At 62.0% G+C, this 21,202-nt stretch carries 22 protein-coding genes; 12 read left to right on the plus strand and 10 right to left on the minus strand.

Features of this window, described 5'->3' with window-relative positions:
- From ACILRC_RS14215 to ACILRC_RS14255, 9 genes are all read right to left on the minus strand, one after another.
- A partial coding sequence (locus tag ACILRC_RS14215) for a GTP-binding protein (protein ID WP_236635368.1) occupies positions 1 to 127 on the minus strand: 127 nt, incomplete at its 3' end.
- A gap of 114 nt (positions 128 to 241) precedes the next feature.
- Positions 242 to 2,344: an elongation factor G gene (gene fusA, locus ACILRC_RS14220; RefSeq protein WP_395670035.1), complete on the minus strand. Its 2,103-nt coding sequence runs from the start codon at positions 2,342 to 2,344 to the stop codon at positions 242 to 244.
- 146 nt (positions 2,345 to 2,490) lie between these two features.
- Positions 2,491 to 2,964 (minus strand): 30S ribosomal protein S7, encoded by a 474-nt coding sequence (rpsG, locus tag ACILRC_RS14225; protein WP_395670036.1) that lies wholly within the window; start codon positions 2,962 to 2,964, stop codon positions 2,491 to 2,493.
- Positions 2,965 to 3,123: 159 nt separating this feature from the next.
- Positions 3,124 to 3,501 (minus strand): 30S ribosomal protein S12, encoded by a 378-nt coding sequence (rpsL, locus tag ACILRC_RS14230; RefSeq protein ID WP_011466063.1) that lies wholly within the window; start codon positions 3,499 to 3,501, stop codon positions 3,124 to 3,126.
- 236 nt (positions 3,502 to 3,737) lie between these two features.
- Entirely contained in the window at positions 3,738 to 4,922 is a 1,185-nt protein-coding gene (locus tag ACILRC_RS14235) for a D-alanyl-D-alanine carboxypeptidase family protein (RefSeq protein WP_395670037.1), read from the minus strand.
- 52 nt (positions 4,923 to 4,974) lie between these two features.
- Positions 4,975 to 5,625, minus strand: a complete 651-nt coding sequence (locus tag ACILRC_RS14240) for an alpha/beta hydrolase (protein WP_395670038.1) — start codon at positions 5,623 to 5,625, stop codon at positions 4,975 to 4,977.
- A 3-nt stretch (positions 5,626 to 5,628) separates the two neighbouring features.
- Positions 5,629 to 5,979, minus strand: a complete 351-nt coding sequence (locus tag ACILRC_RS14245; RefSeq protein ID WP_395670039.1) for a (2Fe-2S) ferredoxin domain-containing protein — start codon at positions 5,977 to 5,979, stop codon at positions 5,629 to 5,631.
- A 9-nt stretch (positions 5,980 to 5,988) separates the two neighbouring features.
- Positions 5,989 to 7,083 carry a VanZ family protein gene (locus tag ACILRC_RS14250; RefSeq protein ID WP_395670040.1) on the minus strand — a complete coding sequence of 365 codons (1,095 nt, stop codon included), beginning with the start codon at positions 7,081 to 7,083 and terminating at the stop codon, positions 5,989 to 5,991.
- A 16-nt stretch (positions 7,084 to 7,099) separates the two neighbouring features.
- Entirely contained in the window at positions 7,100 to 7,528 is a 429-nt protein-coding gene (locus tag ACILRC_RS14255; RefSeq protein ID WP_395670041.1) for a CopD family protein, read from the minus strand.
- Between the two features lie 439 nt (positions 7,529 to 7,967).
- Here ACILRC_RS14255 and hemB point away from each other — a divergent pair, with 439 nt between their 5' ends.
- The 5 genes from hemB (at position 7,968) to ACILRC_RS14280 (ending at position 13,533) form a co-directional block, all read left to right on the plus strand.
- Complete coding sequence (gene hemB, locus ACILRC_RS14260; protein WP_395670042.1) at positions 7,968 to 8,987, plus strand: porphobilinogen synthase; 1,020 nt, start codon at positions 7,968 to 7,970, stop codon at positions 8,985 to 8,987.
- A gap of 7 nt (positions 8,988 to 8,994) precedes the next feature.
- A complete protein-coding gene (locus tag ACILRC_RS14265; protein WP_395670043.1) occupies positions 8,995 to 10,125 on the plus strand; it encodes a magnesium transporter CorA family protein in 1,131 nt (376 codons plus the stop codon).
- A gap of 211 nt (positions 10,126 to 10,336) precedes the next feature.
- Positions 10,337 to 11,548: a glycine betaine/L-proline ABC transporter ATP-binding protein ProV gene (gene proV, locus ACILRC_RS14270; RefSeq protein WP_395670044.1), complete on the plus strand. Its 1,212-nt coding sequence runs from the start codon at positions 10,337 to 10,339 to the stop codon at positions 11,546 to 11,548.
- A complete protein-coding gene (locus tag ACILRC_RS14275; RefSeq protein ID WP_395670045.1) occupies positions 11,541 to 12,413 on the plus strand; it encodes an ABC transporter permease in 873 nt (290 codons plus the stop codon). The genes proV and ACILRC_RS14275 overlap by 8 nt, the downstream gene beginning before the upstream one ends.
- 70 nt (positions 12,414 to 12,483) lie before the next feature.
- Complete coding sequence (locus tag ACILRC_RS14280) at positions 12,484 to 13,533, plus strand: GlxA family transcriptional regulator (protein ID WP_395670046.1); 1,050 nt, start codon at positions 12,484 to 12,486, stop codon at positions 13,531 to 13,533.
- 84 nt (positions 13,534 to 13,617) lie between these two features.
- Here ACILRC_RS14280 and purU read toward each other — a convergent pair whose 3' ends face one another.
- Positions 13,618 to 14,493: a formyltetrahydrofolate deformylase gene (purU, locus tag ACILRC_RS14285; protein WP_395670047.1), complete on the minus strand. Its 876-nt coding sequence runs from the start codon at positions 14,491 to 14,493 to the stop codon at positions 13,618 to 13,620.
- Between the two features lie 279 nt (positions 14,494 to 14,772).
- Between purU and ACILRC_RS14290 the strand changes: the two genes are divergently transcribed.
- The 7 genes from ACILRC_RS14290 (at position 14,773) to ACILRC_RS14320 (ending at position 21,059) form a co-directional block, all read left to right on the plus strand.
- Positions 14,773 to 15,477 carry a corrinoid protein gene (locus ACILRC_RS14290; RefSeq protein WP_395670048.1) on the plus strand — a complete coding sequence of 235 codons (705 nt, stop codon included), beginning with the start codon at positions 14,773 to 14,775 and terminating at the stop codon, positions 15,475 to 15,477.
- Between the two features lie 88 nt (positions 15,478 to 15,565).
- Positions 15,566 to 16,189 carry a DUF1638 domain-containing protein gene (locus tag ACILRC_RS14295; RefSeq protein ID WP_395670049.1) on the plus strand — a complete coding sequence of 208 codons (624 nt, stop codon included), beginning with the start codon at positions 15,566 to 15,568 and terminating at the stop codon, positions 16,187 to 16,189.
- Complete coding sequence (locus ACILRC_RS14300; RefSeq protein WP_395670050.1) at positions 16,177 to 16,575, plus strand: virulence factor; 399 nt, start codon at positions 16,177 to 16,179, stop codon at positions 16,573 to 16,575. Before ACILRC_RS14295 ends, ACILRC_RS14300 begins: the two co-directional genes overlap by 13 nt.
- A complete protein-coding gene (locus ACILRC_RS14305) occupies positions 16,575 to 17,036 on the plus strand; it encodes a methylenetetrahydrofolate reductase C-terminal domain-containing protein (RefSeq protein ID WP_395670051.1) in 462 nt (153 codons plus the stop codon). The genes ACILRC_RS14300 and ACILRC_RS14305 overlap by 1 nt, the downstream gene beginning before the upstream one ends.
- Complete coding sequence (locus ACILRC_RS14310) at positions 17,033 to 18,061, plus strand: methylenetetrahydrofolate reductase (RefSeq protein WP_395670052.1); 1,029 nt, start codon at positions 17,033 to 17,035, stop codon at positions 18,059 to 18,061. Before ACILRC_RS14305 ends, ACILRC_RS14310 begins: the two co-directional genes overlap by 4 nt.
- Positions 18,058 to 18,972 (plus strand): dihydropteroate synthase, encoded by a 915-nt coding sequence (locus ACILRC_RS14315; protein ID WP_395670053.1) that lies wholly within the window; start codon positions 18,058 to 18,060, stop codon positions 18,970 to 18,972. The genes ACILRC_RS14310 and ACILRC_RS14315 overlap by 4 nt, the downstream gene beginning before the upstream one ends.
- 41 nt (positions 18,973 to 19,013) lie before the next feature.
- A complete protein-coding gene (locus tag ACILRC_RS14320) occupies positions 19,014 to 21,059 on the plus strand; it encodes an ASKHA domain-containing protein (protein WP_395670054.1) in 2,046 nt (681 codons plus the stop codon).
- The last annotated feature ends 143 nt before the right edge of the window (positions 21,060 to 21,202 follow it).

The following is a 21,202-nucleotide window of genomic DNA, read 5'->3' on the forward strand; positions in this document are numbered from 1 at the left end:
AACCGCCAAACTTGGCCGCCAGCACCGTGGTGATGGCCGCAGTCAGCGTGGTCTTGCCGTGGTCCACGTGGCCAATCGTGCCTACGTTGACGTGCGGCTTGGTGCGTGTGAATTTTTCTTTACCCATGTTTCAATTCTCCAAAGAGCGTATTCCCGTGGTTTGGTTTTACGTCTGCACGGTGTTGCTGGTTCGCCCCGCACGGGAACAGGGCGGCACACCGTCGCAGACCACTTCTAAAACTTACTTGGCGCGCGATGCCATGATGGCTTCCGACACGTTACGTGGGGCTTCCGAGTAGTGTTTGAACTCCATCGTGTAGGTGGCGCGGCCTTGCGACATCGAACGCAAGGTGGTCGAGTAACCGAACATTTCGGACAGCGGCACTTCTGCCTTGATAGCCTTGCCGCCACCGACCATGTCTTCCATGCCCTGCACCATGCCACGGCGTGAGGACAAGTCACCCATCACGTTACCGGCGTAATCTTCTGGCGTTTCGACTTCCACAGCCATCATGGGCTCCAGAATCACGGGGCCAGCCTTGCGGCAACCCTCTTTGAAACCAAAGATGGCAGCCATCTTGAACGCCAGTTCATTCGAGTCCACGTCGTGGTAGGAACCGAAGTGCAGCGTCACCTTGACGTCCACCACCGGGTAACCAGCCAGCACGCCCTGCGTGACTGCTTCGTGGATGCCCTTTTCCACTGCGGGAATGAATTCGCGCGGCACCACGCCGCCCTTGATGGCGTCCACAAACTCAATGCCCTTGCCCGCTTCGTTGGGTTCGATTTTCAGAACCACGTGGCCGTACTGGCCCTTACCACCGGACTGGCGCACGAACTTGCCTTCGGCGTCCTCAATGGTCTTGCGGATAGTTTCGCGGTAGGCCACTTGGGGCTTGCCCACGTTGGCTTCCACGCCGAACTCGCGCTTCATGCGGTCCACAATGATTTCCAAGTGCAGTTCGCCCATACCGGCGATCAGGGTCTGGCCGGACTCTTCGTCGGTCTTGACACGGAAGGACGGGTCTTCTTGGGCCAAACGCTGCAATGCGATACCCATTTTTTCTTGGTCAGCCTTGGTCTTGGGCTCCACGGCTTGGGTGATCACAGGCTCAGGGAACACCATGCGCTCGAGCATCACCACCGCGCTGGGGTCACACAGGGTTTCGCCGGTGGTGACATCCTTCAAGCCGATGCAAGCGGCGATGTCGCCCGCACGGATTTCGCTCACCTCTTCGCGGTTGTTGGCGTGCATTTGCACGATACGGCCGATACGCTCTTTCTTGCCACGGATCGGGTTGTAAACGCTGTCGCCCTTGGTCAATACGCCTGAGTACACACGCACAAAGGTGAGCTGGCCCACGAACGGGTCGGTCATCAGCTTGAACGCCAGCGCCGAGAACTTCTCGCCATCGTCGGCCCTGCGGGTCACAGGCGCTTCTTCTTCGTCCATGCCGCTCACAGGCGGAATGTCCACAGGCGATGGCATGAACTCAATCACCGCGTCCAGCATGCGCTGCACGCCTTTGTTTTTGAACGCCGAGCCGCAGTACATAGGCTGAATCTCGGTAGCGATGGTGCGCACACGGATGCCGAACTTGATTTCCTCTTCCGACAAGTCGCCTTCTTCGAGGTACTTGTTCATGAGCTCTTCCGACGCTTCGGCGGCCGCTTCAACCATCTTCTCACGCCAAGTTTTGGCCAGCTCCAGCAAATCCGCGGGAATGTCCTTGTAATCGAACAACATGCCCTGGGACGCCTCGTCCCAAATGATGGCCTTCATCTTCAGCAGGTCCACCACGCCGGTGAAGTTCTCTTCGGCGCCAATCGGAATCACCATGGGCACCGGGTTGGCCTTCAGACGCAGCTTCATCTGATCTACCACTTTGAAAAAGTTGGCGCCGGTGCGGTCCATCTTGTTCACAAACGCAAGGCGAGGCACCTTGTACTTGTTGGCCTGGCGCCACACGGTTTCCGACTGGGGCTGCACGCCACCCACGGCACAGTACACCATGCAGGCGCCGTCCAAGACGCGCATAGAACGCTCGACCTCAATAGTGAAGTCAACGTGTCCCGGGGTGTCGATGATGTTGATACGGTGCTCTGGCAGGGACTTGTCCATGCCTTTCCAGAAGCAGGTGGTGGCAGCCGAGGTGATCGTGATACCGCGCTCTTGCTCTTGCTCCATCCAGTCCATGGTGGCAGCGCCATCGTGCACTTCACCGATCTTGTGGTTCACGCCGGTGTAGAAAAGCACGCGCTCGGTGGTGGTGGTTTTACCAGCGTCAATGTGGGCGGAGATACCGATGTTGCGGTAGCGCTCAATGGGGGTATGGCGAGCCATGATGGGTCCTTGGTTGGTCACTGTCTGAAACAGCCAAGCCGCACACGGCAGCTTGGCAAGGAACCCGACAGTCTGGGTTCACTTTGTGACGGTGCGACTACACCGCCAAAATGCGACACCGCCCGGTGGGTAGCGCCGCAGTCGCTTTAGAAGCGGAAGTGGGAGAACGCCTTGTTGGCTTCGGCCATGCGGTGCACTTCGTCCCGCTTTTTCATGGCACCGCCACGACCCTCGGTGGCTTCCAGCAGCTCGTTCGCCAAGCGCAACGCCATGGACTTTTCGCCCCGCTTGCGGGCTGCTTCCTTGATCCAGCGCATCGACAGCGCCAGACGGCGCACGGGACGCACTTCCACAGGAACCTGGTAGTTCGCACCACCGACGCGGCGGGACTTCACTTCCACCATGGGCTTGACATTGTTGATGGCAACGGTGAACGCCTCCAACGGGTCTTTTCCGGGGTGCTTCTTCTCAATTTGCTCCAGCGCGCCGTAAATGATGCGCTCAGCGATAGCTTTCTTGCCGCCTTCCATGATGACGTTCATGAACTTGGACAGCTCGACATTGCCGAACTTGGGATCCGGCAGGATTTCACGTTTAGGGACTTCGCGACGACGTGGCATTTTTTCACCTCTTTGCTTCAGTTGGTGGCCTTGCGGACACCGCGAGAGTTAATCAATAAGACTCTCACTTACTCGACCCGAACACCGGGTCACTACGTTCATCTGCTGCGCCACGCAACAAACAAACACCTTTTGACTGCCGCCCTAGGGCCGCATGGATTACTTCGCCTTGGGCTTCTTGGCACCGTACTTGGAACGCGACTGCTTGCGGTCTTTCACGCCTTGCAAGTCCAGCGAACCGCGCACGATGTGGTAACGCACACCAGGCAAATCCTTGACCCGGCCGCCGCGCACCAGCACCACGCTGTGCTCTTGCAGGTTGTGGCCTTCGCCGCCGATGTAGGAGATCACCTCAAAACCGTTGGTCAGACGCACCTTGGCGACCTTACGCAACGCGGAATTAGGCTTCTTTGGCGTGGTGGTGTACACCCGGGTGCACACGCCACGGCGCTGCGGAGAATTCTGCATTGCAGGACTCTTCGACTTAATCGTCTCGACCTCGCGGCCTTGACGCACTAGCTGGTTGATGGTTGGCACTTAAGCCTCCTGAAAAAAACGTCCCTAAACGTTGGATTGCAAAAAATCGCGACGACACACGCTGGTTAACGCGCATCAGTCCTGTGCAAAGGTCGTGAGCATCAGCGACACACATTGGCGTTGCACACCGGTTGCGAACACCGCATTGCAGCGAAAACGCAAACCCCCTCCGGAATTTCCGAAAAGCCCGCGAATATATCAGATCGCCTTCAACCAGACAATCTGAGCTTGGCGACTTATTGGATCCAAAGCCTCAAGGAATCCCAAGCGCGGCCAAGCACGCCGGCCTGCAACACAGGCTCCAAGACCAGCAAAGGCACGTCCATGGGCGCTTGTGCGCCCACCGTGATACGCAAAGTGGCCACGGACTGCCCTTGGGCGAGTGGCGCCAGCAGAGGTTCGCTGCGCAATACCTGGGTTTTGATTTGGCCAGCAGAACCTTGCGGCACGCTCACCACAACCGCCTGCGGACGCCCTAACTTGACGGTGGCCGCGGAGCCCTTCCAGACATCGGGCGTCACCACGGGCTGGTTAGCGTCGAACAACTTGACCGCTTCATATGCGGTGTAACCCCAGTTGAGCAGCTTTTGCGATTCGTTAGCGCGGGCGTTTTCGCTGTCAGCACCTAACACCACCGACAGCAGGCGGCGGCTACCCCTTGCTTGGGCGGAGCCCGCAGGCGCCCCGGGCGAGACCAAGTTTGCAAAGTCGCGCTTGGCGGTTGCCACCATGCAGTAACCGGCTGCGTCGGTGTAGCCAGTCTTCAAACCATCCACCGTCGGATCGCGAAACAAAAGCAAATTGCGGTTGCTGTCGTTGGCCGCTGGCGTTCCGGGATAGCGGTACTTTTTGAGGGAGTAAAAGCCCACGTAGTCAGGGAAATCGGACATCAGCCGGCTGGCCAACACACCCAGGTCGCGCGCCGTCGTGGTGTGGCCAGGTTCCGTCAAGCCCTCCGGGTTTTTGTAGCGTGTGGACTGCATGCCAAGCACCTTGGCCTGGGCGTTCATCATCTCCACGAAGCGCTCCACCGTGCCGCCTACGCCTTCAGCCAGGGCTACCGTGGCATCGTTGCCACTTTGCACAATCATCCCCTTGATCAAGTCTTCCACCGGCACCTGCATCTTGGGGTCAATGAACATACGTGAACCGGGCATTTTCCAAGCTCGCTCGCTTACCGGAAAAGTCTGGGCCAGCGCGATTTTCTTGGACCGCAGGGCGTCAAACACCAGGTAGGCGGTCATCAGCTTGGTCAGGGATGCGGGCTCCAAAGGTGCATCGATGTCTTTGGCCGCAAGTATCTGGTTGGCCGTCACGTCCATCAATAGGTAGGCGCGCGCCGCCACCTCGGGTGGCTGAGGCGTCTGGGAGAAAGCCACACAGGCGAAGGTGGCCAAAAAAATGGCGATGAGTGATTTCATGGGACAGGGCTTGGGTGCCGCAGGGGCGGCATCACCGGGTTCAGACTATCGACTAGACAAATGGGGTTTGGCTGACAAGGTGGCGAACGACCAAGTTGCGCAGCAGTGGCAATTGTCCATGAAAGAAGTGCCCACCCCCGGGGATGACGGTCACAGGCAGCCCTTGCGGGCGCGCCCAGCCCAACACGTCGACCAAGGCGACGGTGTCGTCAGACTCCCCATGCAGCACCAGCGTGCGATCGTGCACAGCGGCGGGGATGGGGCTAGCGTCAAATCGCGACACTGCCGTGCCTACGAGCACCACCGGCCCGAGTTGGCGCTGAGCCGAAAGCGTAGCCACCGCGTGGCTGGTCACGAACGCCCCAAAGGAGAAGCCCGCCAGAGCCAAGACCGCATCGGGCGCTTGGTCTGCGGCAACGGCAAGCAGGTCGTCTAGCTCACCGCGACCAGCGTCGTACACGCCCGCACTGGCGCCTACGCCCCGAAAGTTAAATCGCACCGCACACCAACCCGACTGCACAAAGGCGCGGGCCAAGGTCTGCACAACTTTGTTGTCCATGGTGCCACCAAACAGCGGGTGGGGGTGCGCAATCACTGCCACACCTCGCGGGGCGGCATCCGAGCCCACTGCGGGCAGGTCGCGCAAGGCTTCCAACACGCCTGCCGGGCCGACGATCTCGATTTTTTGGGTCTGGGCGTTCACGGCTTACCGACCAAGATGGGGCGGCGTGAGAAGCCGCTCCACCACCTTGCCGTTCTTGAGATGCGACTCCACGATCTCGTCGATATCCTGCGTGTCCACATAGCTGTACCACACGGCCTCGGGGTAGACCACCACCACCGGACCGGCCGCACAGCGGTCCAAGCAACCCGCCTTGTTCACACGCACCTTGCCCACTCCGGCCAGCCCAGCGCTCTTGACTTGCGACTTGCAGCGGTCGAACGCTTCCTGCGCCTTGAACTGGGCACAACAAGCCTCGCCGTTAGTACGTTCGTTGAGGCAGAAAAAAACATGTCGCTCGTAGTACGAGCTTGCAGGCGTGGTGTGTTCGGTCATGGCTGGATTCTAGTTTTGTCGGTCTTTATGCCAGACCAACGTCAAAGCGTAAAACAGTGCGGCGTAGGGCCACAACCAACCCAGCCACTGCGCTAGGCCATGAAACCGAATAAAGCGACCCTGCTCCCAGGCTTGCAGGGTCTGTGATAAGTACGGACTCTCCGGCGCCTGGTTCAACAAGCTAAGGTAGGCCCCCAAGGCCAACAACACCAGCGCCACACACGCCCGCGTCGGCGCAAACGCCAAGCCCAGCGCCACCACCAGAGCAACCAACAACGCCCATTGGGTGGGCACGTCCAGCCAAGCGCCCGCGTGCTCGGGGCCCCAGCTCAGACCCGCCGACAAACTCGCAGTGAAGATACCTACAGCCAATAACAACGGTACAAAGACGAGACGGCGCCCCAAAGCCGGAACCACAGCAAAGCCTAGCAAACAAGGGATCAGCAAACCCAGCACCACGCACAACAACTCGGCAGCTGGCGAGAGCGGCTGCAAGTCCACGGGAGCCAACAGCAACCATTGCGCCATCGGCGTGCCTTCGAGCCAACCCCAGGCCTGTGCCTCCAAACGTTGCACGACTTGGCCCAACCCAAAGGGCACGGCAGGCGGAAACAACAACGCTGCCGGCCACGTCGCAAGCAGCACCAGGCCACCGCGGGCGTCGGCAACAAACCAATGGCGTCGCAGCGCGCTCCATCGCTCGATAGCACCCCAACGCTCCATGACGAGGGTCGCCACAGCGCCTGTGAACGCTCCTGCGGTGTTGAGCAGCCAATCCTCACGCGACGGCACCCGCGCCGTCAAGAATCCTTGCGCCATCTCCATGCCCAGCGACAGAGCACTCGCAATCAAGCAGGACCAAAGCAAGGCGTAGCGACCGTGGCCGCGGCGCAGCGCGCCCAGCACCAGCAAGCCGCCCAGAGGCACGTAACCCGCCATATTGATCGCCACGTCCAGCCCGGTCCAGTAGCGCGGCGGGGGTGCAAGCAAAAACTCCCACGGCGCAATACCTTGGTCGCGCCAATCTGAAAAAGGGTACAGGCTGGCATAGACGACCAAGGCCGCGTACAGCAGGGTTAGCGGAGTAGCAGCGGTCTTGTGCATGCGCGGCGCACGCGGGCTAAAACGGCTTGACGACCACCAAAATCACCACCGCGGTCAATAGCAGGACCGGGATTTCATTGAACCAGCGGTACCACACATGGCTTTTCTGCGACGCGCCGCTGGCAAGCTGGCGCAGCATCGCACCGCACAGAAGGTGGTACGCAATCACCAGGGCCACGCCGGCCAACTTGGCGTGCATCCATGCATTGCCGGGGCCCCAGCCAATGCCGTAGTACGCCCACAGCCACAGGCCCAAAACCAGCGCCGGGGCCGCCAACAGGGTGGTGAATCGGTAGAGCTTGCGCGCCATCAACAACAGGCGCTCACGCTCGGCAATCGAATCGGCGTGCACCATTGCCAGATTGACAAATATGCGCGGTAAATAAAACAAACCAGCGAACCAGCTAGCGACAAAAATGATGTGAAACGACTTGACCCAAAGCATGCGGTTCAGTGTAGACCAGAACCCAAGGCCGAACTGAGGGCCATGAGAACAAGTGCGCCCCGACCGTCACATTGACTTAGGCCAGGCCTTTGCACCCATTTACGAGCCTCTGCCATGACCAATCGCACCATTCCTCCGCCAAAAAAAACCCCAGCCAGGGGCTGGGGTTGGAAGCCTATTTGCTGTCACACATCAAGGCCCCGCTCAGGGAGGAAAAGCGGGGGGCAGCAAGCTGCCCGGTGCGGAATTTATCAAATAACTACACGGCGCACAAGCACTTTGCGCACGCCCCGCGTCGGGTGCCAAAACGAGTCAAGCGCTCTCCAAAGTGTCGCCACCAGGCGCTGCAGCCTTCCCAAGTCGGCTGTTGCTTGGGCTTTGGAGCCAGCGCAACGCAAGATTTCCAAGAAGAGCCAATTACTTGAGGCACAATTTTCCGATGACACCTTACGCCCCCTTTCCGGCTGGCCGGCCCCGTCGCCTGCGCCGCGACACCTTCACTCGCAACCTAGTCCGCGAAAACGCGTTAACTCCCCACGACTTGATTTACCCGGTGTTCGTCGTAGACGGCACACAGCAGCGTATTCCGATCGCGTCCATGCCGGGCGTCGAGCGGCTCAGCCTGGACCTGCTGTTGCCGGTGGCGCAGGAATGCGTCGAACTAGAAATCCCGGTGCTCGCCTTGTTCCCGGTGGTGGATCAATCCCTGAAAACCTACGACGGCAAAGAGGCACACAACGCCGATGGACTGGTACCGCGGGTGGTGCGCGCGCTCAAGAAGGAGTTTCCGCAGCTCGGCGTGATGACCGACGTGGCGCTGGACCCATTCACCACCCACGGGCAAGATGGCCTGCCAGACACCCTGCCCGAAAACGAGGGCTACATCCTGAACGATGAAACCGTGGCCCTGCTGGTGCAGCAAGCGCTGACCCAGGCCCGCGCGGGCGTCGACATCGTGGCGCCCAGCGACATGATGGACGGGCGCATTGGTGCCATCCGTGCGGCGCTGGAGGCCGAGAACCTGGTCCACACCCGCATCATGGCCTACAGCGCCAAGTACGCCAGCGCGTTCTACGGTCCATTCCGCGATGCCGTGGGCTCGGCCTCCAACCTGGGCAAGGGCAACAAAAAGGTGTACCAAATGGACCCGGCCAATTCGGACGAGGCACTGCGCGAGGTGGCCATGGACATCGCCGAGGGCGCCGACATGGTGATGGTCAAGCCTGGCATGCCGTACCTCGACATCGTGCGCCGGGTCAAAGACGCTTTCAGGGTGCCCACCTTTGCCTACCAGGTGTCGGGCGAGTACGCCATGCTCAAGGCGGCGGCGGCCAACGGTTGGCTGGACCACGACGCGGTGATGATGGAGAGCCTGCTCGCGTTCAAGCGCGCCGGTGCCGACGGCGTGCTGACCTACTTCGCCCGCGACGCTGCCCGCACCCTGCGCCGCACCTGTTAGGCCCGACATGCGGGTGTTCCACATCCAGGGCAGCACCGTCAGCGAGGGCCCTAGCCTGGACGACTGGCGCCAAAGCGGCCTGCCGCCCCAAGGCTTTCTCTGGCTGGCCTGCAGCCGCGAGGAGCTGGAGCTGCAACTCGGTCCCATCCAAAGCACGCTGCAGTCCCTGTGCGGCCACAACCTGGTGGACCTGCATGTGTCGGACCTGCTCAATGTGCACCTGCCTTCGCACTACGACTACACCTCCCAATACGATGTGGTGGTGTTTCGGCGTTTGGCCGCAGGCAGCAGCGCCTCAGCCCCAAGCTTGCCCGCGCGCCCAGCCACAGCTCCCAAGCGCACTGCCAGCCGTGGTGGGCCGCCGATTTTGCGCCGCATCGACACCAGCCCCATCGGATTCGCGGTGTTTGACCGCGTACTGCTATCGGTGCACCCGTCCGATTGCGCGGTGCGCGATGCGTATGCCGCCAAGCTGTTGCAGCCCGCCGCCAGTGAACCGCGCAATGTTGGGGCGCGATTGCCTGCCAGCCCCGCCGACTTGATGCTGCGCGTTATCAACCAGGTGGTCGACGGCTACCTGGCGCTGCGCCGCGAGTTGACGCTGCAACTGGACCATTGGCAAAGCGAGCTGCTCAACCCCAAGACCCGCTTCAACAACTGGACGGCACTGTTGGATGCGCGCTTGGCGCTGCACCAACTTGATGAAGTGTGCGAAGAGCAGCGCGCCTGCATCCAAGACTGGATCGAGGCGGTAAACACCTGGCCCAGCGCAAGCACCGAGCACGAGATCCATGAGCGCGACCTCTTGCAGGTGCGCGGTCGCGATGTGTTGGAACACATTGAGCGGGTGGTACACCACGTACGGCGCCTCGAACAAAACAACGAGACGGCGGTTCAGATGCACTTCAATGCGCAAAGCAAGCGCACCAACGACATCATGCGCACCCTCACCGCGCTGACCGCCATCTTTCTTCCGCTCAACCTGATTGCCGGCATTTTTGGTATGAATTTCGACTTCATCCCGCTGCTGCACTTGCAAACCGGTTTTTGGTGGGCCATGGGCAGCATGGCCGCCATTGCGGCGATGCTGCTGATGGTGTTTTGGCGCAAGCGGTATCTGGCGCGCTCCGGCGCGTGAAGACCGCGCGTTGCGCAGGTCAAGCCGAAGCCACGCCTAGGGGATTCCCTAGTTCTGTGGTGGCGCGTCGACCTGAAGTCATTGCAGAGCGCATTTGCTGGTTATGCTGAACACCGTGTGATTGGCATGGTCCGCTTCCTGCTTGTGGCCTAACCAAGTCAACACCGCACCCGGCGCGCGCAGGCACCCGCCCCAACTGAGGAATGCAACAGTGGCTGAAAAAGTTGTCGTCAAAAATCTTTACAAGGTCTACGGGGCCGAGCCCGCGTTGGCCATGCAAATGCTCCAGCAGGGGCTCAGCAAGGAGGTCATCTTCCAGCAAACCGGCATGACGATTGGTGTCAAAGACGCCAACTTCCATGTCGACGAAGGCGAGATCTTTGTGCTCATGGGCCTGTCGGGATCGGGCAAGTCCACCCTGATTCGTCTGCTCAACCGCTTGGTGGAGCCCACCTTCGGCCAGGTTCTGGTGGGCGGCCACGATGTGGCGGCCATGGGCAAGAAGGCGCTGATCGAATTGCGTCGCAAAGACCTGGCCATGGTGTTCCAGTCCTTTGCCTTGCTGCCGCATCTCTCCGTGTTGCGTAACACGGCCTTCGGCCTGGAAGTCGCAGGTGTTGAGCGCAAAGCGCGTGAAGTGCGGGCCATGGAAGTGCTGGATCAAGTGGGGCTCAAGGCCTTCGCCCACCAAATGCCGTCCGAGCTCTCTGGCGGCATGCAGCAGCGTGTGGGCCTGGCCCGCGCACTGGCGGTGGACCCCTCGCTGATGCTGATGGACGAGGCCTTCTCGGCGCTGGACCCGCTCAAGCGCACCGAAATGCAGGAGCTGCTGCTCAAGCTGCAACAAGAGCAACAGCGCACCATTGTGTTCGTGTCGCACGACCTTGACGAGGCCTTTCATATCGGCAACCGTATTGCCATCATGGAAGGCGGTCGCATTGTGCAGATCGGCACGCCCGACGAGATTCTTCGCAACCCGTCTGACGAGTACGTGCGCGCCTTCTTCAAAGGCGTCGATGTCAAAAAGTACCTGGTGGCCAAAGACGTGGCCAGTGCCACCGAGACGCTCACCATCCAAGCCAGCGGCGATGCGCAGGCTGACATGGCCAGCGCCATCGAGCGGCTGCGCGCTGCACAGCGCAACTACGCGTTTGTGCTCGGCCACGATGGTCGCTTCCAAGGCACCGTGTCGATCGACTCCATGTTGCAAGCCTTGGCCGCCGGTGGCGCGACGCTGGCAGGGGCCTGCCTCAAAGACATCGCTGCAGTGCCCGAGGCACTCTCACTCAACGCCCTGGTGGGACGCATCGTCAAGAACCCCTACCCGCTGGCCGTCGTCGATGCGCAGCAACGCTACTTGGGCGCGGTCACGCAAACCATCTTGTTAAAGCGCATGGCGCTGGAGGAGTCTGAGCATGAGTGACGTACTGCCCCTGGGCGAATGGGTCGATCTGGCCGTCAAATTCATCGTCGACAACGACGGCGGCACGCTCGAGCGCCTGGGCTCGGGCATCGGCACGTTGACCGAAGGCATCGAGCTGGCGCTGCAGGCAACGCCTTTTTTTGTGATCACCGGCTTGTTGGTGGCCCTGGGGTTGTGGCGTGTAGGCTGGAAGTTTGCGCTGTTTTGCCTGGCCTGCTGTCTGGTCATTTACGCCACCGACTTCTGGCCACAAACCATGGTGACGCTGGCGCTCATCATCGCGGCCACCGCCATCAGTTTGGTGCTGGGGCTACCGCTGGGCATCTGGTCGGCCAAAAGCGACCGCATGGCTGCGGTCATCCGGCCCACGCTGGACTTCATGCAAACCATGCCTGCGTTCGTGTACCTGATTCCGGCGGCCATGCTATTTGGCTTGGGGCGGGTGCCCGGCGTGCTGGCTACCGTGATCTTTGCCATGCCGCCAGTGGTGCGCCTGACCAGCCTGGGCATACGCCAAGTCAACAAGGAGCAGGTGGAAGCCGGTGTGACCTTTGGTTGCACGCCGCTGCAGGTGCTGCTCAAAGTGCAAATTCCGGGCGCCATGCCGTCCATCATGGCGGGCATCAACCAAACCATCATGATGGCGCTTTCCATGGTGATCATCGCCTCCATGGTGGGCGCTGGTGGCCTGGGTAACGATGTGCTGGCCAGCATCCAACGCCTGGACATCGGTTTGGGTTTTGAGTCTGGCTTGGCGGTGGTACTGCTGGCCATCATGCTGGACCGCATCACCGAAACCTTTGGTCAGCAAGGCAAACGCCGCTCGCTCAGGGATAAACTCGGTTTGTCCTCAAAAAAGCAGTGATGCCGCCGTCTGCAGGCGATGTCTGGTGCCCATGCAGGACCCTGCAGACCACCACCCAAGCACCCTGCCCATGACCGAACGGCGCCCCATCGCAGCAGCACGGACCCGAGCGCTCCCCGCCCCCCCGGCCCAGCGCCGGTTTGTCTTTCTGACATTGCACAACTATTCGCTGATCGCGCTCTCCAGCGCCGTCGAGGCGCTGCGCATGGCCAACCGGCTCGCGGGCCAGGAGGTGTACGAGTGGACCATTGCCAGCCTCGACGGCAAGCCCACGCCAGCCAGCAACGGCCTGTCGATGGCACCTACCCTGGGGATCGACCACATTGGCCCGGCCCATATCGTTTTCGTGTGTGGTGGCGTCGACGTGGAACGCGCCTGTACCCCTGAGTTGACCACCACGCTGCGGCGCCTGGCCCAGCGGCACATCCCCTTGGGCTCGCTGTGCACTGGCGGCTATGCGCTGGCAAAAGCGGGCTTGCTGGACAAGTACAAGGCGGTGGTGCACTGGGAAAACATGTCGGCGCTGGAGGAGCAATTCCCGGCGGTGCAGTTTTCCAAGCAGTTGTACGCCATCGACCGCGACCGCTACACCTGCTCGGGCGGCATTGCGCCGCTGGACCTGATGCTCAACATCATCAAAGAGCACCTGGGGCGCGATATCGCACCCATGATTTCCGACCAGTTCATTCTGGACCGCATCCGCAACGACCAGGACCGCCAGCATGTGCCCTTGCTGGCCCGCGTGGGCCTGTTCCATGAAAACCTGATCGAGGCCGCCGCCCTGATGGAGGCCAATCTCGAGGAGCCGCTCTCGCTCGATGAAATCGCTGGGTTGGTAGGCGTCTCGCGCCGCCAGATTGAGCGCCTGTTCAAGCGCTACGTTGGCGAAGTGCCCACCAAGTACTACCTGGACATGCGCCTGCGCCGCGCCCGCGGCCTACTGTTGCAAACCTCAATGTCCATCATGGAAGTGGCGGTGGCTTGTGGCTTCCAGTCGCCGCCGCACTTCTCCAAGTGCTACCGCGACCTGTTTGGCCACACCCCCAGTGCGGAGCGGCGCAACAGCCGACGCTCGGCGCTGGGCCTGACGTCACCCGCGCCCGAACGAAAAACCGCCTGAGGCCTGCCACTGCGCGCACCACGCAAACGCTTGCATGGGAACGCGCCTGCAACGGCGTCAGCCTGACCAGCACCCAAGCGCCGGCTATTTGAAGATCACGGTTTTTGCGCCATTGAGAAACACGCGGTGCTCAATGTGCAAGCGCACCGCGGTTGCCAACGCAGCGCACTCGGAATCGCGGCCCGCGGAGGCCAGACGGTCCGGCGTGTAGGTGTGGTCCACCCGCTGCACCACCTGCTCAATGATGGGGCCCTCATCGAGATCGGCGGTGACGTAGTGGGCAGTCGCGCCGGTGAGCTTGACACCGCGCTCGTGCGCCTGGTGGTAGGGCTTGGCACCCTTGAAACCGGGCAAAAATGAGTGGTGGATGTTGATGGCCTGGCCCCGCAAACGCCGGCACAGATCGTCCGAGAGCACCTGCATGTAGCGCGCCAGCACCACCAGCTCGCTCTGGGTTTCGCCTACGATGTCCATCAAGCGGTCTTCCTGCTGCGGCTTGGTGGCAGGTGTCACCGGCAAATGGATGTAGCGCAGGCCGTGCGACTCCACCAGCGACTGCAGATCGGGGTGGTTGGAGACCACACAAGTGATGTCCATCTTGAGCTCGCCACGACGGTGGCGGTACAGCAAATCGACCAGGCAGTGGTCGAACTTGGACACCATGATGAGCACGCGGGGCCGCCGGTCGCCGTCCGAAATCGACCACTCCATGTCCTCGCGCTGTGCCACCTCCTCGAACTGCTGGCGCAAGCCGTCGATCGCCGGTGTGCCCACCGGATCGCCGTAGAACGACACACGGGTGAAAAAGCGGCCGGTCAGCACATCGTCGAACTGCTGCATGTCGGTGATGTAGCACTTGCGCGAGGCCAAAAAGCCCGACACCGCTGCCACCGTACCCATGCGGCTGGCGCAGCTTGCTTTGAGGATGTAATGGGGTTTGCCTTCGAGAGGTACGTTCATGGGACAGTTTCCAATTGAGTGACGATGAATGACGCGCCTGCAGGGGGTCACGCTGGGTAGGCAGTGTATGAATTGGCGCGCGCGCAGGTTGTCTTGCTGCGACGGCGATTTTTGCCCCCGCGACCATCCTGGGCGTTACCATGCAGACCCTGTCGTGAGGCGACAATCCATAGTCGCTATTCTGTCAGCCGCCCAGGGGGCAGAACCTTACCATTTTCCTTGAAGCCTGCACCGGGTCTGCCCCCGCTGTCGGGCCCCATTTACTTGCAGGAGTGCACTGTGGCCGAAGAATTCGATGACGATCTGGATCTCAACACGCTCAACGACGAGGAGCTGACGGAGCAGGTGCACGACGACCTGTACAACGGCCTGCGCGACGAGGTCATTGAGGCCACCGAGATCCTGCTCAAGCGTGGTTGGTCGGCCGACCGGGTGCTCAATGACGCGCTGGTCGAAGGCATGCGGATTGTGGGCGTGGACTTCCGCGATGGCATTTTGTTCGTGCCCGAAGTGCTGCTGGCGGCCAACGCCATGAAGGGCGGCATGGAAATTTTGCGCCCGCTGCTGGCCGAGACCGGCGTCGAGCCCATCGGCAAGATGGTCATCGGCACCGTCAAAGGCGACATCCACGACATTGGCAAAAACCTGGTGGCCATGATGATGGAAGGTGCTGGTTTTGAGGTGATCGATCTGGGCATCAACAACCCGGTGGAGAAATACATTGCCGCCCTGGAAGAGCACAAGCCCGACATCCTGGGCCTGTCGGCCTTGCTGACCACCACCATGCCTTACATGAAGGTGGTGATCGACACGCTCAAGGAAAAAGGGCTGCGCGACGACTACATCGTACTGGTCGGTGGCGCGCCGCTGAATGAAGAATTCGGCAAAGCCGTAGGCGCAGATGCCTACTGCCGCGACGCAGGCATTGCAGTGGAAACCGCCAAGACCCTGATCGCGCAGCGCCGCGCTGCCGCCAGCGCCTAAGGCGCGGCCCCCCGGTAGACGCCCACACGCGACCGGATTGCCCAGCGGCCCCCAGCAACCCGACACCAGGTATTCACCTATGGGCGCTGTGCCAGCTTGTCTTGTCATCGCCTGCGGGGCGCTGGCGCGGGAGATCGTGGCCTTGCGCGAGATCAACCACTGGCCGCACCTGGTGGTGCAATGCCTGCCGGCCAATTTGCATAACCGGCCCGAAAAAATCCCTGGCGCGGTGCGCGAAAAAATCCGAGCCAACCGTGGCAAGTTCCAGTCCATGTTTGTGGCCTACGCCGACTGCGGCACCGGGGGTTTGCTCGATGGGGTGCTGGCCGAGGAGCAGGTGGAGCGCATTCCCGGCGCCCACTGCTACGAGTTTTTTGCGGGTGCGGCACAGTTCGAGGCGATGGCCGATGCCGAGCCCGGCACCTTTTACCTGACGGACTTTTTGCTCAAGCACTTTGACCGCCTGATCATCCAAGGTCTGGGCATCGACAAGCACCCGCAGCTCTTGCCCATCTACTTCGGCAATTACCGCAAGCTGGTCTACCTGGCCCAAGTCGAGTCTGCAGCGCTGCGTGCCCAAGGCCAAGCCGCCGCTGACCGGCTGGGCCTGGCCTACGGGTACCAGCCCACGGGCTATGGCGAACTCGCCACCAGCCTGGCGCGCGCCGGCCAAACCAAGTCTTCTATGGGTGTTATCGCATGGCAAAACTGATCGTGATTTCATGGCGGGACATTCCCGCGCAGGTGGTCGTGAAAAAAGGCCGGGAAACCGGCAAGGTGCAGCTCTCGCACCGTTTTCAAGAGGCGGTCGACCGCGCCGCCATGCGCGCGGGCAAGGCCAGCTCCACCGACTACCTGGCCGACTGGAAGCGCAGCGAGCCGCGCGCCTGTGGCGAAGACATCCAGGCCGAGGCCAATGCAGAAGCCCAGGCCATCGAGGCGCGCTACTCGGACGACGACTTGCTGCGCCTGATCCGCGCCCACGGCATCGACGAAACGCTGGCCCCCAGCGCGCCGCCTGCGGGCGAGCCTGATGCCGCCCCCGCTGCAGACGGGAACGCAGTACCTACCGCAGCAGCCAACGCGGGAGAGGCCTGATGTACGCCGTTCGCCGTTGGTCGGTGCGCCACGCCCGGGGTTTGGAGATTTTTTACAGCGCATTTGAGCGCGTGTTCGTGGGCCTGCACCCGCTGTGGAACGCCATCGGGTATGAGCGGCTGGAAAAACCGGTGGCGGTCGTGGAGAAGGTCGTCAAGGGCTTCTTGTTTGATTGCCAGATGTGCGGCCAATGCGCCCTGAGCAGCACCGGCATGTCGTGCTCCATGAACTGCCCCAAGAACATCCGCAACGGCCCCTGCGGCGGCGTACGCGCCAATGGCAACTGCGAGGTCAAGCCGGAGATGAAATGCGTCTGGGTCGAGGCCTTTGCCGGCAGCGAGCGCATGGTCGAGGGCAAGAAAGCCATTCGCGTGGTGCAGATTGCGGTGGACCGCCGCCTGGAAGGCAAGTCCTCTTGGCTGAAGGTGGCGCGCGAGAAAAATGCGGAGGCCAAGCCATGAGATTCGACGACGAACCGGTCCCCGGGTACCCGCTGCCCATTCTGCCGGGCCACACCTCGCCGGGTCGCCTCGAGCGCGTGCTGCGGGCTGGCGCCTTTGCAGTGACCACCGAGCTCGACCCGCCCGACTCCGCCGACCCGGAAGATGTGTACAAGCGCGCCCGCATTTTTGACGGCTATGTGGACGCCATCAACGCCACCGACGGCAGCGGCGCCAACTGCCATATGTCCAGCCTGGCGGTGTGCGCGCTGCTGACCCGCATCGGCTATGCGCCGGTAATGCAAATCTCCTGCCGCGACAAAAACCGCATCGCCATCCAGGGCGACATCCTGGGCGGTGCCGCCATGGGCGTGGCCAACATGCTGTGCTTGAGCGGCGACAGCGTGCAATCGGGCGACCACCCGCAGGCCAAGCCGGTGTTTGACCTGGACTGCATGTCGCTGCTGACCATAGGCCGCACGCTGCGCGACGAGCACAAGTTCCAAAGCGGCCGCAAGGTCACCTTTGCGCCGCGTGTGTTTTTTGGCGCGGCGGCCAATCCCTTTGTGCCGCCGTTTGAGTGGCGCGCCGAGCGCATCGCCAAAAAGGTGGAAGCCGGTGCCCAGTTCATCCAAACGCAGTACTGCTACGATGTGCCGCGCCTCAAAACCTTCATGCAGCAGATCGAAGACATTGGCCTCTTGGGCAAGGTGTTTTTGCTCATCGGTGTGGGGCCGTTGCGCAGCGCCAAGGCGGCAGACTGGATGCGCACCAACGTGCCCGGCATCCACATTCCAGACGCGGTCATCAAACGCATGGCAGGAGCCGACAAGCCCGCGCTGGAAGGTCGGCAAATTTGCATCGACCTGATCCAGGAAATCAAAGACATCAAGGGTGTTTCCGGCGTGCATGTCATGGCCTTTCGCCAGGAAGACACGGTGGCCGAAATCATCCAGCGCTCTGGCGTACTCGCGGGCCGCGTGCCCTGGTACCCCGGGCGCGACACCCTCTACCAATCCGGCCAATCAGAAAAGGAAACGACGTGACAGACACCATCATCAGCTCGGCAACCAAAGAGGTTGTCATCGGCTTCGACCGGCCCTTCGTCATCATCGGCGAGCGCATCAACCCCACCGGGCGCAAGATCATGGCCGCCGAAATGATGGCCGGCGACTACAGCCGCGTCATCGCCGACGCACTCGCCCAGGTCGAGGCCGGTGCCCACATGCTCGACGTCAATGCGGGTATTCCGCTGGCCGATGAGCCCGGCATGCTGGCCAAGGCGATCCAGCTGGTACAGGGCGTCACCGATGTGCCCATATCGATCGACTCCTCCATCGTGGCGGCACTCGAAGCCGGGCTGGCCGTCTACAAGGGCAAGGCGCTGGTGAACTCGGTCACCGGCGAGGAAGACCGGCTCGAAACCGTGCTGCCCCTGGTCAAAAAGTACGGCGCTGCCGTAGTGGCCATTTCCAATGATGAAACCGGTATTTCGCAAGACCCCGATGTGCGCTTTGCAGTGGCCAAAAAGATTGTGGAGCGCGCCGCGGACTACGGCATTCCCGCCTGCGACATCGTGGTCGATCCGCTGGTTATGCCCATTGGCGCCATCAACCAGGCGGGCGTGCAGGTGATGCAGCTGGTGCACCGCCTGCGCACCGAACTCAAGGTCAACACCACCTGCGGCGCATCCAATGTCAGCTTTGGGCTGCCCGAGCGCAATGGCGTCAACTCGGCGTTCCTGACGATGGCGATTGCCGCTGGCATGACCTCGGCCATCACCAACCCGCTGCATGCCGAGGTGGTCAAAGCCATCATGGGCGCCGATGTGATGATGGGCCATGATCCGGACTGCATGCGTTGGATCCGCAAGTTCCGCGAAGCGCCCGCCATGGGCGCCGACGGCGAAATGGGCCGGGGTCGGCGCGAGGGCGGTAGCCGCCGTCGCCGAGAGTAAGTTCCAGTGTTCCACACCAACACCTTGTCAGGAGCCCGTGCGTGAGTACCAAAGACCCCCTGGTCGTTTTCACCCCTTCCGGTCGGCGTGGCCGCTTTCCGGTGGGCACACCCGTGTTGCAAGCCGCGCGCTCGCTGGGGGTGGACATTGATTCGGTCTGCGGTGGCCGCGGCATTTGCGGGCGCTGCCAGGTGCTGGTCTCCGAGGGCGAGTTCTCCAAGCACGGTTTGACCTCCAAGCTCGAACACCTGTCGCCCGTGGGCCAGGTGGAGCGCGATTACTGCGCCACGCAAGCGCTGGCCGATGGCCGGCGCCTGTCGTGTGCCGCCAAGGTGCAAGGTGATGTGGTGATTGACGTACCACCCGACAGCCAGGTGCACAAGCAGGTGGTGCGCAAAGAGGCCGAGGCCCACGATGTGCACCTGGACCCCTTGATCCGCCTGCACTACGTCGAGGTGCAGCAACCCGACATGCACGACCCCAGCGGCGACTTGCGCCGCCTGGAAGACGCCCTGGAGTTTGAGTGGCGCCTGACCGACCTGGCCTGCGACGTCATCGTCTTGCAGCAACTGCAAAAGGCGCTGCGCGCAGGCGATTGGAAGGTCACGGTGGCGGTGCATGCGGGTACGCAAATCGTCGCAGTCTGGCCCGGCTTCAGAGAGCACGCCTACGGCTTGGCGGTGGACATTGGTTCGACCACCATTGCCGCCCACCTGTGCCGCCTATCCTCGGGCGAGGTCGTGGCGTCCGCCGGTTTGATGAACCCGCAAATCCGCTTTGGCGAAGATTTGATGAGCCGGGTGTCCTACGTGATGATGAACCCCGGTGGCGAGAAAGAAATGACCGCCGCCGTGCGCGAAGCCCTCAACACCCTGGCCGCCGAGGTGGCGGCGCAAGCGGGCATCACGCCGCAGGACATTCTGGAAGCCACTTTTGTGGGCAACCCCATCATGCACCACCTGCTGCTGGGCATCGACCCCACCGAGCTGGGCGGCGCGCCGTTTGCGCTGGCCACCGATCGCGCCATCACGCTGTGGGCCATCGAGATCGACTTTGCCATCCACCGCAATGCGCGCATTTACGTACTGCCCTGCATCGCCGGGCACGTGGGCGCGGACACTGCGGGTGTGCTGCTGGCCGAACGGCCCGACCTGTCGGACCAGATGACGCTCTTGGTCGACGTGGGCACCAACGCCGAGATCGTGCTGGGCAACAACCAGCGCCTCTTGGCCTGCTCCAGCCCCACAGGTCCCGCATTTGAAGGCGCGCAAATCAGCTGCGGCCAGCGCGCGGCGCCCGGCGCCATCGAGCGGGTGCGTGTCAACCCCGAGACGCTGGAGCCACGCTTCAAGGTGATTGGCTCGGACCTGTGGTCCGACGAAGCCGGTTTTGCTGAGTCCATTGCGGGCTCGGGTGTGACCGGCGTGTGCGGCTCCGGCATCATCGAAGTGCTCGCCGAGATGTACCTGGCTGGCATCATCCGCCACGAAGGCACCATCGACGGTGCGCTGGCGGCACGCAACCCGCGCATCCAGGCCGACGGACGCACTTTTTCCTACGAGCTGGTGGCGGCCTCGCCCACCCAGCCGGCGCTCAAGATCATGCAAAACGATGTGCGCGCCATCCAGCTGGGCAAGGCCGCGCTGTACGCGGGCGTGCGCCTGCTGATGGAGCGCCTGGGCATCGACAAGGTGGATCGCATCCGCCTGGCCGGCGCCTTTGGCAGCCACATCGACGTCAAGTACGCCATGGTGCTGGGCATGATTCCCGACTGCAAACTGCCCAACGTGTCATCGGCGGGCAACGCCGCGGGCACGGGCGCGCGCATTGCGCTGCTGGACCAAGGCTCGCGCACCGACATCGAGCAACTGGTGCGGCGGGTGGAAAAAATTGAGACCGCGGTTGAGCCGCGTTTCCAGGAATTTTTTGTCGAGGCCATGGCCATCCCGCACCTCAGCGCGCCTTTCGATGAGCTGCGCAAGGTGGTGGCCCTGCCCGAGCGCACGGTGGTAGCCACCGATGCCAGCCCACGCAGCCGCCGCGCCAGTCGGCGCGATGCGGCCAGCGCCGCCGAACCCTCGGTCTGAGCCAACCATGCACCGGCTCAGTGTTAACCCCGAGTCGCACACACCGTGCAACCAGGTGCGTTGGAGTTGTAATCAGCAGGGCAAAAGTTTTTCCCAATTTCACAAGGAGTCAATATGAAGTTCAAGATGGTTGGAATCGTGGC

The sequence above is a fragment of the Rhodoferax sp. genome (genome assembly GCF_044236835.1).
In the GTDB taxonomy this organism is placed as follows: Bacteria; Pseudomonadota; Gammaproteobacteria; order Burkholderiales; family Burkholderiaceae_C; genus Allorhodoferax.

What these genes read in the sequence shown, in the direction of transcription:
- fusA (WP_395670035.1), bottom strand. Translation starts at nt 2,344, where the DNA reads ATGGCTCGCCATACCCCCATTGAGCGCTACCGCAACATCGGTATCTCC.
- rpsG (WP_395670036.1), bottom strand. Translation starts at nt 2,964, where the DNA reads ATGCCACGTCGTCGCGAAGTCCCTAAACGTGAAATCCTGCCGGATCCC.
- ACILRC_RS14235 (WP_395670037.1), bottom strand. Translation starts at nt 4,922, where the DNA reads ATGAAATCACTCATCGCCATTTTTTTGGCCACCTTCGCCTGTGTGGCT.
- ACILRC_RS14245 (WP_395670039.1), bottom strand. Translation starts at nt 5,979, where the DNA reads ATGACCGAACACACCACGCCTGCAAGCTCGTACTACGAGCGACATGTT.
- ACILRC_RS14250 (WP_395670040.1), bottom strand. Translation starts at nt 7,083, where the DNA reads ATGCACAAGACCGCTGCTACTCCGCTAACCCTGCTGTACGCGGCCTTG.
- ACILRC_RS14255 (WP_395670041.1), bottom strand. Translation starts at nt 7,528, where the DNA reads ATGCTTTGGGTCAAGTCGTTTCACATCATTTTTGTCGCTAGCTGGTTC.
- hemB (WP_395670042.1), top strand. Translation starts at nt 7,968, where the DNA reads ATGACACCTTACGCCCCCTTTCCGGCTGGCCGGCCCCGTCGCCTGCGC.
- ACILRC_RS14265 (WP_395670043.1), top strand. Translation starts at nt 8,995, where the DNA reads ATGCGGGTGTTCCACATCCAGGGCAGCACCGTCAGCGAGGGCCCTAGC.
- ACILRC_RS14275 (WP_395670045.1), top strand. Translation starts at nt 11,541, where the DNA reads ATGAGTGACGTACTGCCCCTGGGCGAATGGGTCGATCTGGCCGTCAAA.
- ACILRC_RS14280 (WP_395670046.1), top strand. Translation starts at nt 12,484, where the DNA reads ATGACCGAACGGCGCCCCATCGCAGCAGCACGGACCCGAGCGCTCCCC.
- purU (WP_395670047.1), bottom strand. Translation starts at nt 14,493, where the DNA reads ATGAACGTACCTCTCGAAGGCAAACCCCATTACATCCTCAAAGCAAGC.
- ACILRC_RS14300 (WP_395670050.1), top strand. Translation starts at nt 16,177, where the DNA reads ATGGCAAAACTGATCGTGATTTCATGGCGGGACATTCCCGCGCAGGTG.
- ACILRC_RS14305 (WP_395670051.1), top strand. Translation starts at nt 16,575, where the DNA reads ATGTACGCCGTTCGCCGTTGGTCGGTGCGCCACGCCCGGGGTTTGGAG.
- ACILRC_RS14310 (WP_395670052.1), top strand. Translation starts at nt 17,033, where the DNA reads ATGAGATTCGACGACGAACCGGTCCCCGGGTACCCGCTGCCCATTCTG.